The sequence below is a fragment of the Kiloniella antarctica genome, assembly GCF_042682825.1.
Classification (GTDB): domain Bacteria; phylum Pseudomonadota; class Alphaproteobacteria; order Kiloniellales; family Kiloniellaceae; genus Kiloniella; species Kiloniella antarctica.
On sequence record NZ_JBHUII010000001.1, the window covers coordinates 1,216,921 to 1,230,237 of the forward strand.

Here is a 13,317-nt window from a genome sequence, read left to right on the forward strand (position 1 = left end):
TCTTTGTTCCTGGTATTATTCAGGAGTGTGATCGGCCTCGGCTCTATGTCGACCCATTGCGTTTGCGAGGTTCTGTGATTCTTCTGAGGTGGTACGTTTCCAGCCTCTAACAAATTGATCAATGTAAAAACCTTGCATCAATTTTATACCAAGATCTCGGCCTGTCGCGATAGCTTCTTCTGCTCCACAGTGGCAGAGGATCATGCGGTTGGGGTCCACATTTTTGACAGTTGTTCGGATCTCTTCTCCACGCGCAGTGCTTAAGAACTTTGTTAAATCTTGGTTCCATTGCAACTTTACGAGATCAAACCCCATTTTACGGCGATCAATCATGGGCAACGACAAGTGTGTAATTCCATCGAGACAAATTTTATAACCACGTTCTTTTAAAAAATCGCGGGCGAAAGTGAAGCTGCCGACATCAGCAAAGACATCAAGAAGTTGGAACTCTATAACGATTGATCTTCTCGCAGAGTCTCCAAGTGCCTGATCTAACTTTAAAAATTCATCTGATAATGACGTTGCAACATTCAAATTCAGGCTATAGGAACGCGAAAGAGTGGAATCATCATTTTGTCGTAAGATTACGAGCATTCTTTTATCAAGATATCTGGTTAAATCTTGAAACAACCAGCGGTTTGATAATAAATTATGTGTGGGGAGGATTGTTTTTTGTAGCTGATCAATCGAGAAAAAGAGCTCTTTAAAAAGTGCTTCAGGTTTTTGTCCTTCATTTACCAAATAGATCGCTTGTCGCTTCATCAGGCTTGATAGATCAGCCTGGTCAATAGCTTTGGTGACGACAGCCAAATGAGATGGCATTAGAGGAATAGTTGGTTTTTCCGGGGGTTTCCCACTAAGTGTTGCTATTGCCTCGGCTTTTTCTCGTCTTAGATGAGTTTCCAGTTCTTCATTTTTTTGGATCGCGAGCGCAATGACATCTGCATACTGTCGATCAATGTCATACCACGAACAGAATTGGTCTGAATCCAGATTATAGTCCCCTGCAAGCATGGGGTCATCACTGAAGAGGTATCTAAGTCGCAATATAGTTTCATCAATCTGTGCGACAGTGGCATTGGTGGTAAAGAGAACGATGTCATTGTTATAAAGACGAAAAAGTGTGCCTGAAAATCGTGAAATGAGTTCTTCGCACGCATTTTGAGCAATACGTAAATGATGATCTCTTTGATGGTATGGGCGTAATCGTGAAAGGTGAACATGAACAGCCGTACGGCCCTCAGTTTGTTTTCCTATACGTTTTACAAAATCGAGGAAGACCTTTTCTTGATTGAACTGGCCATCGGGAGAACTGCTTGAAAAAGAATTATTCATGAGAGTGGGCTACACTACGTCCTTAATTGAACTATTGCATGTATCATTAATACAGAGAAGAGTCTTCAAAGTTCGTTAACCTTAATTTTTTTTGTTCAAACCTATGTAGTCATTTTTTTGTAATCAGGACTTAATAGTTTGAAAATATTGTCTTTTTAATATCACGGGTGCTTTTTTCGATATTCAATATTTGAAGCGATTTGATTTCTTTTAAATAAAAACCGCCTCAAGAATGATTCTTGAGGCGGTAATAATAAGGGGAGGCTCATTTTTACTGCTCAATTTCTCCCGAGGTTGTGAGCTTGGATCCACTTTTATGCACGAATACAGCCAGTAATTTGGCGACTTCTTTATCACTGAGATTTTGGGTTAAGGTATGTACGACGCCAGGGGGCTCAACCCAACTGTCACCTGTGACGTAGTCGACAGCTTGAGCATTGCCAAGTTGACTTCGCACTTTACCCGATAGGACATAAACGAATACAAAGCCGTTATGTTCGTGTGCTGGAGAAACATTGCCTGGGGCAAGCTCGACAGTAATGGCTGTCAGGTTGTGACCGGGAACATTGGTAAGCGTTTCTTTCAACAATAATTGGCGACGGTTTTTATTATCATTTCCATGTGCCATCGTGGTGTTTGGTGCCAACTCAGCCATAAAAATGAGAACCGTGGTTAACAATATAAGTAGAGATCGCATGGCGTGTCTTTCTCGGGTGAATTTATTGGGCCTGTGTCGCGATAGCAATGCGGTTCCATGCATTAATGCCGGTGATGACCATAATCAATTGAGCCATCTGTACTTCTGTAAAATGTTTCGAAACTTCTTCATAAACCACATCACTGACACCGTGATTTGATATTCGTGTAACCTCTTCGGTCAGCGCCAGAACCGAGCGTTCTTGTGCTGTAAACAAAGGGGATTCTTTCCATCCAGAAAGGGCGAGAAGACGCTCAGTGGTCTCGTTTAATTTTTGCGCGGCTTTAGAATGCATTTGAATGCAATAAGCGCAGCCATTTATTTGAGAGGCGCGTGTTTTAATCATTTCTACCAATTGGCCAGGTAAATCGGTGGTGCCGAGATACTTTTCCAGTCCAAACATTGCTTCATAGGCGGCGGGTTGAAGTTCGTGAATTTTAATTCTGTTCATATCTAAAATCTCCAAATAGGGCTTGTAACAACAGAGATTACTTAAAGATCTTGATTGTTATCAAAAATGTATTATTTGATACCTTATTGTTAATATATTTGTATTAATGTGATTTTTGTTATGATCAAATTAGATGAATTGAAAGTTTTTATTGCGGTTGCTGAAGCTGGGAGCTTTGTCGCAGCGGCAAATCGTTTGGATATCGCTCCACCGGTGGTGAGTAGAAGCATTAAGAATCTTGAAAATAGATTACAAACAACACTATTTAGCCGCACAACGCGTAAAATTCTTATCACAAGTGAGGGGCAGTGGCTGTTAACGCAAGCCACAAAGACCGTCGAGAATTTGGATCAAATTTATCACCATTTTCGCAATGGGGAAGTTGAGCCAGAAGGGGTGTTGACGGTTGATGCCGCAACACCTTTTATCTTGCACGGAATAGCTCCGATCATTTCTGAATTTGTTGAACGTTACCCAAAAATTGAAATAAATCTTCAGAGTAACGAGGCCATTTCTGATTTGATTGAAGATAAGGTTGATGTTGCCATTCGGATGGGAAATTTAAAGGATTCCTCTTTAAAGGCTAAAAAAATAGGATTTGTAAACAGAGGTCTTTATGCCTCACCTCGTTATTTGGAGCAGAACGGAGAGCTTACCTGCGTGGATGATTTAAATCTGCACAGTTGCTTAGGGTTCTCTCATCCAAAGAACCTGAATACTTGGCCACTAAAAACAAAAACCGGGGAGTGGGTTTCAATCAAGCCCAGCATGTCTGCAAATAGTGGTGAAGCGCTTAAGATGCTTGCTGTCTTTGATAATGGTATTGTCTGTTTATCGAAGTTTACGGTGATAGGGGAATTAGAGCGCGGAGAGTTAACGCCCGTTCTTAAAGAGCAAACGGAATACCATCCGACACCAATATATGCAGTTTATTATTCTGAAGGGGCGAGTGTTCGCTCTATTCGCTTATTTCTCAAATTTTTAGAAGAACATAATGTTTTCAACTGTCATAATTCATTTCATAATTTATAGCGTGAGAGTCGGAGTGATAATTTTTTTGAAGTAGCAGTATCAGAAATATGACTTTGATCCGCAAAACCCTTGCTCAATAAGTCATTTGATTGCACAAAAGAGACGCATAAATTTGAAAACTGGTTATAACTTTAATGACTTTACATACACCTTCTTCTGTTGACCTTCTTGATCTTGTTGCACGCGTGGATGATCTGGCAGGTGCCAATGTCCTGACCGTAGGTGATCTGATGTTAGATCGCTTTATATATGGTCATGTTGAGAGAATTTCACCTGAAGGTCCTATCCCGGTTTTAAAAATTGATCGACAAGTCTCTATGTTGGGAGGATCGGGTAATGTTTTACGCAATCTTGCTGCTGTGGGGGCGACGGCTCAATTTGTTGCTGTTGTGGGCGATGATGAAGTTGGCCGGGAAGTCCGTAAACTTGTTGAGGCCGAGACTGGTGGTGTTTCCAAAGATCTCGTAATCGAAAAAGGTCGCCAAACGACTATAAAAGAACGATTTGTTGCAAGTAACCAACAGCTACTCCGTGCTGACAGAGAAATGAGTGCACCACTTCATGCAGAGACCTGTAAGGCAGTCGTTACCAAGATAGATAAAGCGGTATCACAGGTGCCGGTGTTGATCTTATCGGACTATGGCAAAGGAGTCCTTACTCCAGACGCTCTAGAGAAGGTCATTCAAGTTGGGGTAAAGGCAGGGTGTCATATTATCGCGGACCCCAAAGGGCGGGATTATAGTATCTACCGAGGGGTATCCATTGTAACGCCGAACCGACGCGAATTACATGAAGCAACAGGGATGTCGGTTGATGGCGATAATGCGGTGATTGCAGCATGCCGTTATCTGATTGATACCTGCGGTATCAAGGGTGTTCTTGCCACACGGAGTGAGGAGGGTATGACCTTGGTCACGGATGATGGGCTTGTCGAACATTTGGATGCCGAGGCAAGAGAAGTCTTTGATGTGTCAGGGGCAGGAGATACCGTTGTTGCTGTCTTGGGCGCTGCCCTTGCTGCTGGGTTGGATTTAACTCGGGCAGCCTTTCTTGCAAATGTGGCTGCGGGGATTGTTGTTGGTAAGACCGGGACTGCTGTGGCCTATGGTAGCGAGATCAGGCAGGCTTTACTTGCGCGTAACGGTCTTTCTACACAAGGAAAGATCGCAGAACTGGAAACGGTACTTCACCGCGTTGGACAATGGCGCAAAGCAGGTTATAAAATCGGTTTTACTAATGGAAGTTTTGACCTTTTGCATCCGGGACATATTTCATCTTTGCAACAATCGAAATCGGCCTGTGATCGTTTGATTGTAGGTTTAAATACTGATGCTTCTGTGAAGAGATACAAAGGAGAAACGCGCCCCATTCAAAATGAGATGGCGCGAGCAACAGTACTTGCGGCTCTTGAAATTGTTGACCAGGTTGTATTGTTTGATGAGGACACGCCGTTGTCGTTAATCAAAGCGATTTTACCGGACGTACTTGTTAAGGGCGCAGATTATACCATCGATCAGGTTATTGGCGGGGACATCGTTATTAAAAATGGTGGTAAAGTCATATTGGCAAATATCGAAGATGGGTTCTCAACAACGAATACAGTTGCGCGTATTCACAAAAGTAAACTCTAGTTCAATTTCTTGAGATAACAACAGGTCTAATTAGTTCAGGAAATGAATGATTACTGCGAGCATGATGGCTGGTGCAAGCCAAAAAGCACTGGCAAGCGCATAAGCGACGTAGCCTGAGGCTTGTCCTTCTGTTTTTAGTCGATCATACGCCCGGCGCTCACGACCGAGGAGGAAAATCAAATAAAATCTGTTCCGTCCAAAAGGAATGGAGCGTCTGATTTCGACAGGGTGTTTAGCATATCCTCGTGCTCCAAACATTTGTTTGATGGCGTGCTTCTGGTCATCAGTAAAAGTTGCAGCAACTTCAGGCGAAATCCTTTCAAAATAATGCTTTATAAAAAGATCTGTAGAGATTTTTTTGTCGTCCTTAAAGGCTGCCTTAGTTGATGCGCCTTTTCTTTCATCTAATTCCGCGAGTGCCATAATCCCTGTAGTACGCGCAAACGCACTACCCCCAAAGTTATTTTTATTGAGGATGATAATGACTCGATAAATTTGATTAAAGGTTAACGTTTAGAATCATTTAAACGTTTTTATAAGTTCTCGAAAATATCTTCTTTTTTATTGTAGCCAAATAATTCTCCTGAAGAGAAATCAAAATACCAGCCATGTAACTCAAGAGATCCTTTTTCAACTCGTTCTTTGATAAAAGGAAAAGTCATAAGGTTTTTTAATGAATTAAGGATTGAAGCTTGTTCAACGTGACGTTGAAACTCGATCTTGTCACCCTTACAACAAGTGGCATTGTTCTTTGCATCTTTGGCAATTGCCATCCAGTTTGAGATAAAAAGACTATCGTCTTCAGTATCAACAGAACCGTCAATTAGGGCTTTGATACCCCCGCACATGGCGTGACCCAAAATGATGATATTGGGAATTTCGAGCTTATCAATCGCATATTCCAAGGCAGCAGATGTACCGTGGTGTTTACTATCCGCAGCAAAGGGAGGCACAAGGTTTGCGACGTTTCGAACCATAAACAAATCACCCGGTATTGTGCCGAGGACTGCTGAGGGCTCAACACGCGAATCACAACAACTGATCACCATAGCTTTTGGGGACTGTCCCTTTTCAGCGAGGGAACGCAGCAACGCTTCATCACGACGATAGTCTACGGTGTGGTATGCGTGATACCCCTTAATCAGTGAATTGATTTCGCTCATTTACCGTCCTATATATCTTACCAGTATGATTTGGGTTCTGATCCTAAGTAGGAATTGATTATCTGGTTATCAATATCTTGTAAACCTAAAGACAATAGCAAAAGCGTGTGTAAATTATAAGGCTAAGATAATAATACCTCTTTAACCAGAGTAACGATAATAAGAGTAAGAGGATCGAATTTTGGGAAAAATATCTGAAGAATCCGTCCGATGCGCTTGGGTTAGCGACGAAACACTCTATCTTGATTATCATGATCAAGAATGGGGTGTGCCCGTAACGGATGATCGCGAGCTTTTTGAAATGTTGATTTTGGAAGGGGCGCAAGCCGGATTATCTTGGATCACAATTTTACGTAAACGCGAGAATTATCGAGCAGCCTTTAAAAAATTTGATCCTTACGCGATTATTGAGCTTACAGATCATGATGTTGAGCGCTTGATGAGCGATGAAGGAATTATCAGAAATCGTTTAAAAATAAAATCCGTAATCTCAAACGCCAATGCCTGGGTTGAAATCATGAAAGCGGGAGAAGGTGCTTTCTGTGATCTTATTTGGTCCGTTGTGGCGGGAAAGACGATTATCAACAGGTGGAATGATTTAAATGAGACCCCGACTTCGACGGCTGAATCTGAAGAACTATCTAAATTATTAAAAAAGAAGGGGTTTAAATTTGTTGGCCCGACCATTTGTTATGCTTATATGCAAGCCTGCGGAATGGTCAATGACCATGTGACGGGGTGTTTCCGTCATGAGGAAATCTCTCCGCGCGCGTAATTATTTATCCCAAAATGTTTTATTTATGAGGTTATGATGTCTCGAATTTTTTCAAAAATAATATCAAAAAAACTGACTCCGTTTTTTTGTTTCGTTATTCTTTTCAGTACGCCGCTTTCAGCAGAAATAATTGGCTCGGTCGATACCGTGTTTAAGTGGGTCGGCCCTAACCATAAAATTATAATTGAAGCCTTTGATGATCCCAAGGTTGAAGGAGTTTCTTGTCATCTAAGTCGAGCTAAAACTGGAGGAATTTCAGGAGCAGTTGGTCTCGCTGAAGATACGACGGATGCTTCTATAGCTTGCCGCCAAATTGGACCTATTAAATTTAGAGAAGAGCTCAAGGATGGAGAAGAAGTCTTTACGCAACGAACATCTCTTGTTTTCAAATCTATGCAGGTTGTGCGCTTTTTTGACAAAAAGCGTAATGTTCTCGTTTATCTGGTCTATAGCGACAGGTTGATCGAAGGAAGCCCAAAGAACTCTATTACTTCGGTACCTATTATGCCTTGGTCCGAGGGGTAAAAATAAGATGTTTATAATAAAAGAGCCCTATTTTGAGGGCTCTTTTTACATCTCGCCTTACAAAAAGAAAGGGCTAAGTTTTGTTTAAAGGCATCTCCGGAGTCAGTCCTGGTAGGTTGCCAATTTGTGCCGGGGCTTCCGGTAAAGATGCGACATGAAGGGTCGAGGTCGGGAAGGCAAAGGCCGTGCCGTTGTTCTCAACGATTTCCTTTAAAGTAAGAGCAAAATCTTCTTTTATGTTCATCCAAATGCCCCAGTTTGTGGTCTTTGTGAAGCAATAAATCATGATATCAATAGAAGAACTGTTGAAGCTATCCACGTTGACCAGAGTTGTTGCGCGGGTATCGTCTGTTTCAAAATCAGGATTGTTGCGAATGTGATCTTTGATCTCTTTGACGACTTGCCTCAATTGCACGCTGGTCGTGTCGTATTCAAGGCCAATTTTCCAGTAAATTCTGCGGTTGGTCATTTTTGAAAAATTGATAACAGCATTGTCTGCAAGTTTTGCGTTCGGAACGTAGACCGGTGCTTTGTCAAAGCGTCTGATTCTCGTTGAGCGAAAACCAATATCTTCAACGGTACCTTCAACAACGCCTTCGATACTGACCCAATCTCCCCGGCTAAAGCGCTTTTCAGCAATGATGAGTATACCGGCGATGAGGTTTTTAAATAAATCCTGAGCGCCAAGAGCAACTGCGACACCAAAGAGGCCAAGACCTGCAATAATGGCTCCGACGTTGATGCCCCAAAGTTCAAGAATACTGGCAATTCCCAAAAGAACGACAATGATCTTGAGAGCCTTGATGATCCAATCAACCATGATACTGGTAAGAACAGTGGTAAAGCGGTGCAGGAGAAAGTCGAGGGGATCTATAAGCTTATAGACAGCGTAGAAAAGAGTGTAAGCGATGAGGGAGCGAACAAAATTACTACCTAGTTTCGCGGCTTCACCGTCGAGATTGAGATAATCGAGTGATAAAAACACCCCGAGAGCGACAGGGATCATGCGTATAGGGCCTTCTAGGGCCTCGAGTGCCTTGTCATCCACTGAGTTTTTAGTTCGGCTTGCTATCGCTTTTAGGCGATTGATCACCAAGCGAGAAAAAAGACCCCGAATGACCATGAAGCCTATAAAAATAACGATGGCCGTTAATATTTGTCCGATATCAATGCCAAAAACACCCTTGGACCAAACTTCGACTGTGATGTCCCAAAATTGAGATAAATCTTGCATGAGTTCTCCTCTTAACACGCGCGGGGAGTGTGCTGAGGGAAAGAGGTGACGTCAAGACTGTGGGTTGGATTTTTCTAATTATGAATAGGAATAGATTTCGCAGGATGCAGGCGTTTGTAGATTTATGTGAAAAATCGTAAAAAAAGCCGAGGGTTAATCGAAGAGAGCGTCGATATCGTCTTGACCCATAGCTTCTGCATCAAGGGCCTCTTCTTCCTCGACGGCCATACCGCCAGCCATCATGTTACCAGAGAGAGTTGCCTGCCAGTCCATCTCTATTTCAACGGCTTTTTCGGGAGACAATACCTTGGGGTTACCGTGTATGACGGCACTTGCAATATCGATCATATGACGAATATGAGTGGAAGCATCGGGAACCAGTGCAGCAATAGATACATGGTCACCAGCAGCCAGTGCTTGTTCGATTGCGTCTCTACTATCCATGATCCCTTTGTTCGCCATATCGACGGCTTTATCGAAAGGTTGACGAAATTCTGGAAGGGCAGCTTCATAAGCCGAAACGGCAAGTTCTTTTGCCTGAAAGCTACTGTCGAGAAAATGTTGTTGATATGTTTTGGGCTGCCACGCCAATACTTCTTCAAAAAGATCGGGCATGTCGGGGACCATCTCAAGCATCATAACAGCTTCATTTAAATGATTGAGGTAATCCGTCGCTAATAAGGATTTTTCGTCAATGTTAGAACCAGGAAGTTGGGCCCTGATACTATCGAGATCGACTTTGCTAACATTCATATCTATGGCAAGTTCCTCATTAACTATCATTAAAATTTAAGGTACTTTCTCTTATTCGTTACTGAGTATACGAATTAACCATTAATCTTGTATAAATAAGGATCTAATGCGGTTGAGTTCCATGATGATAACATGGGGTTAGGTAAACAATGTCTTAAACCAAACCGCAATTTAGTAAATGTACCTATCGCTTTTGAGTTGGGGTGTCCCTATAGGTAGATGTTGATATTACAAAGTCGCTTTACGGGTGTGCTTTTCACTATTTAATATTTTATAGATAAAGCAAAAAAAGAGGACCAGCATTGCCAATCCTCCCTTTTGTTCAGATTATTGTGTAGATCAGGTCACAACTTGGACTGTTTCTTCCCGTCGGTTGAGGTGCTTGTTGTACCGCTTTTCAACCAGACGAAACGCCCATATGAAAGCAAAGGTCAAAAAGAAGTAGAAAACGCCAGCGGTGATAAAGGCTTCGTAAGGCGCGTAGTACCGAGACATGACAATTCTTGCAGCCCCGGTTAAATCAACGAGCGTTATTGTACTTGCAAGGGCACTACCGTGTAGCATGAATATAACTTCGTTTGAATATGCAGGCAGAGCTCTACGTAACGCACTTGGGATAATGATACGTCTAAATATCAAACTTTGGCTCATCCCGCAGGCTTTTGCTGCCTCAACTTCTCCAAAGGATGTTTGTGCCATTGCACCACGAAAAATTTCCGTCGTGTAAGCTGCTGTATTTAAAGTGAAGCCTGCGAGTGCAAAAAAGTATGCCCCTTTTAGAAATGAATATTCCTTCGCGAGCTCACTGTAGCCTTCAAATTGTCCAACTCCGTAGTAGAGTAAAAAAAGCTGTACAATTAAGGGCGTACCTCTGAAAGCATAGGTAAAAGCAAATACTGGATAATTGATAAGAGGATTTTTTGAAAGCCGCATAATCGCGAGCGGTACAGCGAGTACAAATCCAATAGCAAGGGCGAGTGGAACAAGTTGTACAGTTAAGAGAAGCCCGTCAAAATAAAGGGGAAGCTCGTTCCAAATGATTTCAAAATCCATTAGAGAGCACTCCTTACGCCAACTGAATACTTCTTCTCAGCCATTCGTTGTAGCCAAATCGAAATTGTAGTAAAGAGCAGAAATGCTACTGCAGCTGTTAAGTAAAACTTGAAAGGCTGACGCGTTGCACCAGCCGCAAGGCCCGCTTTTCGAACCATATCTTCCAAGCCGATAATAGAGACAATGGCTGTTGCCTTCATGAGAACCAGCCAGTTGTTACCAAAGCCAGGAAGAGCATGGCGGACCATTTGGGGGAAGAGTATACGTCTTGTGATTTGGAACTTGGTCATGCCGTAAGCGGTGCCGGCCTCGAGCATGCCTCTATCAACGGCGAGGATGGCGCCTCTGAAGGTCTCGCCCATGTAGGCCCCAAAGATAAATCCAACAGTAATGACGCCTGCTATAAATGGATTAATGTCAATGTAGCCCCAATCAAAATAAGGTTGGGCCAAGATTTTTAAGTGCTCACCGTTATCTACTAAATTTCCTTTTATTCCCGGTAAATCACCGAGCATTGACGTTAGGCTTAAAAGATTGTCGGGAAGATTGTTAATGAAGACTTGGCCGCCAAAGAAAATCAAAAGCATCAAAACCAAATCAGGTACGCCACGAATAACCGTCGTGTAACAAGTCGACAATGCACGGGCCACAGGGCTTTTTGATAATTTTGCTAATGCGGACATCATGCCGAGTATGCAGGCGATCACAAGAGAAGAGATCGCAACAGAAACTGTAATGCTGGCACCTGATACAAGGATACTGAAGCCGTAGCCACCAAGATCAATCATTTTTAAATTCCGGTCGTATAGCCTGTTTGGATCAAGCTTTTATAAAAAGCACCACCAGAGTATAATTTCTGGTGGTGCTTTTCGAGTTTTACTGAGATTTTTTTGATGGGAGAAGCCATCTAAATCCTAGTAGATATCTACGTCAAAGTACTTATCGTTGATCGTTTTATAGACACCGTTTGCACGGATGGCTTTAATCGCAGCAGAGAAACGATCACGAAGATCTGTGTCGGTTTTACGAACAGCAATGCCAGCACCAACGCCGAAGTATTTTGGTTCGTTATACGAAGGGCCAAATAGTTCGAAATCTTTGCCTGCAGGTGTTTTGACAAAACCATCATCCATAGCAATGGAGTCTGCGATTAGAAGATCTACACGACCAGCTGCAACATCAAGATAAGCCTCGTCCTGTGTACCGTAGCGTTTGATTTCAGCTTCTGGGAATTCTGCTGTCAGGAAAACGTCATGGATGGTCCCGCGTTGTACGCCAACGGATTTGCCCTTCATGCCCTCTGCAGTGATTTCAATACCGGAGCCTTTTTTACGCAGGAAGCGAGCAGGTGAATTGTAGTATTTTTCAGAGAAATCTACTTTCTTCTTACGTTCATCCGTAATGGACATAGAAGCAATAATAGCGTGATATTTTTTTGCTTCTAGGCCGGGAATAATGCCATCCCAGTCTTGAACGACCATGGTGCAGTTTGCTTTCATTTCTTCGCAAAGGGCGTTTGCGATTTCAATGTCGAAACCAACGACGTTGCCGTTTGTGTCAATACTGCTGAACGGAGGGTAAGCACCCTCTACACCGATGCGTAGATCTTCAGCAGATACAGAACCTGCTGTAAAAGTCATAGCGGCTGCAACAGCCGTGATTAGAATTTTTTTCATTTATAAGCTCCCTAATTGAGTTTTGTGGTTTTGTTTTTTTTATTACTTCAAGTTTCCAGCGATAAATTGCTTAAATCTTTCGGACTGAGGGTTTGCAAAGATCTCCTTGGGATTTCCTTGTTCCTCGATCTGTCCTTGATGGAGGAATAGTGTTTTGTTCGATACTTCCCGTGCAAATCCCATCTCGTGTGTTACCACGATCATCGTACGTCCTTCTTCAGCGAGATCCCGGATTACCTTAAGAACTTCTCCGACCAATTCCGGGTCCAGAGCCGAGGTAGGTTCGTCAAAAAGCATGACCGATGGATCCATTGCCAGAGCACGCGCGATAGCGACACGTTGTTGCTGTCCACCAGACATGTGCGCAGGATAGTAGTCTTTGCGCTCGTAAATACCTACTTTTTCCATCATCGCATTAGCACGTTCGGTTGCCTCGGCTTTACTGAGGCCAAGAACATGGATGGGTGCTTCGATGATGTTTTCCAACGCCGTCATATGTGCCCATAGGTTAAATCCTTGAAAAACCATCGAAAGCTTAGACCGGATACGGACAATTTGTTTTGGATCGGTTGGTGTGTATTCGCCGGATTTTGTCAGCTTCATGTTGATGAGTTCACCACCAACCGTGACTTTACCGGAGTTCGGAGTCTCCAACAAATTTATGCATCTCAAAAAGGTGCTTTTCCCAGAGCCACTGGAGCCCAACATGGAAATAACGTCACCTTGGTGAGCGGTCAGAGAAACACCCTTAAGGACTTCAATGTTGCCGAATGATTTGTATATATCATCACAAACAAGTGCAGGTGTATTGTTCACCATAGCCGCGGCGTTTGACGCCATAGGTTATGTCCTCATTTTTAAATTATATGCTATGTTTCCTCCTAATGAAGTTAGTGTGATTTTTTCATTATGAAAAGCAAAAATAACACGAAGACACTTGTTGGCGCTCTAAATCGCAATGCCTATGTTTAATGGAAAGATGAAATGTAAGC

General features: G+C 42.7%; 15 protein-coding genes. 4 read left to right on the forward strand and 11 right to left on the reverse strand.

Annotated elements, in window-relative coordinates; all coding sequences use genetic code 11:
- Window positions 1-15: 15 nt before the first annotated feature.
- The 3 genes from ACFSKO_RS05775 to ACFSKO_RS05785 form a co-directional block, all read right to left on the reverse strand.
- On the reverse strand, window positions 16-1,335 hold the full coding sequence (locus ACFSKO_RS05775) for an EAL domain-containing protein (protein WP_380249328.1): 1,320 nt from the start codon (window positions 1,333-1,335) through the stop codon (window positions 16-18).
- Between the two features lie 271 nt (window positions 1,336-1,606).
- Entirely contained in the window at window positions 1,607-2,032 is a 426-nt protein-coding gene (locus ACFSKO_RS05780) for a cupin domain-containing protein (RefSeq protein ID WP_380249330.1), read from the reverse strand.
- A gap of 22 nt (window positions 2,033-2,054) precedes the next feature.
- Entirely contained in the window at window positions 2,055-2,483 is a 429-nt protein-coding gene (locus ACFSKO_RS05785) for a carboxymuconolactone decarboxylase family protein (RefSeq protein WP_380249332.1), read from the reverse strand.
- A 108-nt stretch (window positions 2,484-2,591) separates the two neighbouring features.
- Between ACFSKO_RS05785 and ACFSKO_RS05790 the strand changes: the two genes are divergently transcribed.
- Window positions 2,592-3,515 carry a LysR substrate-binding domain-containing protein gene (locus tag ACFSKO_RS05790; RefSeq protein ID WP_380249334.1) on the forward strand — a complete coding sequence of 308 codons (924 nt, stop codon included), beginning with the start codon at window positions 2,592-2,594 and terminating at the stop codon, window positions 3,513-3,515.
- A gap of 134 nt (window positions 3,516-3,649) precedes the next feature.
- On the forward strand, window positions 3,650-5,146 hold the full coding sequence (rfaE1, locus tag ACFSKO_RS05795; RefSeq protein ID WP_380249336.1) for a D-glycero-beta-D-manno-heptose-7-phosphate kinase: 1,497 nt from the start codon (window positions 3,650-3,652) through the stop codon (window positions 5,144-5,146).
- Between the two features lie 30 nt (window positions 5,147-5,176).
- On the opposite strand, the gene ACFSKO_RS05800 is transcribed toward rfaE1, so the two are convergent.
- Together ACFSKO_RS05800 and ACFSKO_RS05805 are read right to left on the reverse strand one after the other, a co-directional pair.
- A complete protein-coding gene (locus tag ACFSKO_RS05800; RefSeq protein WP_380249338.1) occupies window positions 5,177-5,569 on the reverse strand; it encodes a hypothetical protein in 393 nt (130 codons plus the stop codon).
- Window positions 5,570-5,679: 110 nt separating this feature from the next.
- On the reverse strand, window positions 5,680-6,309 hold the full coding sequence (locus ACFSKO_RS05805; RefSeq protein WP_380249340.1) for a carbonic anhydrase: 630 nt from the start codon (window positions 6,307-6,309) through the stop codon (window positions 5,680-5,682).
- A 181-nt stretch (window positions 6,310-6,490) separates the two neighbouring features.
- On the opposite strand from ACFSKO_RS05805, the gene ACFSKO_RS05810 reads away from it, so the two are divergent.
- Together ACFSKO_RS05810 and ACFSKO_RS05815 are read left to right on the forward strand one after the other, a co-directional pair.
- On the forward strand, window positions 6,491-7,084 hold the full coding sequence (locus ACFSKO_RS05810) for a DNA-3-methyladenine glycosylase I (protein ID WP_380249342.1): 594 nt from the start codon (window positions 6,491-6,493) through the stop codon (window positions 7,082-7,084).
- Between the two features lie 36 nt (window positions 7,085-7,120).
- A complete protein-coding gene (locus ACFSKO_RS05815) occupies window positions 7,121-7,609 on the forward strand; it encodes a CreA family protein (protein ID WP_380249344.1) in 489 nt (162 codons plus the stop codon).
- Window positions 7,610-7,682: 73 nt separating this feature from the next.
- Here ACFSKO_RS05815 and ACFSKO_RS05820 read toward each other — a convergent pair whose 3' ends face one another.
- From ACFSKO_RS05820 to ACFSKO_RS05845, 6 genes are all read right to left on the reverse strand, one after another.
- Complete coding sequence (locus ACFSKO_RS05820; protein WP_380249346.1) at window positions 7,683-8,843, reverse strand: mechanosensitive ion channel family protein; 1,161 nt, start codon at window positions 8,841-8,843, stop codon at window positions 7,683-7,685.
- Window positions 8,844-8,996: 153 nt separating this feature from the next.
- Window positions 8,997-9,596, reverse strand: coding sequence for a hypothetical protein (locus ACFSKO_RS05825; RefSeq protein WP_380249348.1), 600 nt, complete (start codon window positions 9,594-9,596; stop codon window positions 8,997-8,999).
- 339 nt (window positions 9,597-9,935) lie between these two features.
- Window positions 9,936-10,649 carry an ABC transporter permease gene (locus tag ACFSKO_RS05830; protein WP_380249350.1) on the reverse strand — a complete coding sequence of 238 codons (714 nt, stop codon included), beginning with the start codon at window positions 10,647-10,649 and terminating at the stop codon, window positions 9,936-9,938.
- Complete coding sequence (locus ACFSKO_RS05835; protein ID WP_380249351.1) at window positions 10,649-11,437, reverse strand: ABC transporter permease; 789 nt, start codon at window positions 11,435-11,437, stop codon at window positions 10,649-10,651. The genes ACFSKO_RS05830 and ACFSKO_RS05835 overlap by 1 nt, the downstream gene beginning before the upstream one ends.
- Window positions 11,438-11,563: 126 nt before the next feature.
- Window positions 11,564-12,325 (reverse strand): ABC transporter substrate-binding protein, encoded by a 762-nt coding sequence (locus tag ACFSKO_RS05840; protein WP_380249353.1) that lies wholly within the window; start codon window positions 12,323-12,325, stop codon window positions 11,564-11,566.
- A 42-nt stretch (window positions 12,326-12,367) separates the two neighbouring features.
- The gene (locus tag ACFSKO_RS05845) at window positions 12,368-13,165 is read right to left on the reverse strand and encodes an ABC transporter ATP-binding protein (protein ID WP_465262310.1); all 798 of its coding nucleotides are present in this window, start codon (window positions 13,163-13,165) and stop codon (window positions 12,368-12,370) included.
- Between the last annotated feature and the right edge of the window lie 152 nt (window positions 13,166-13,317).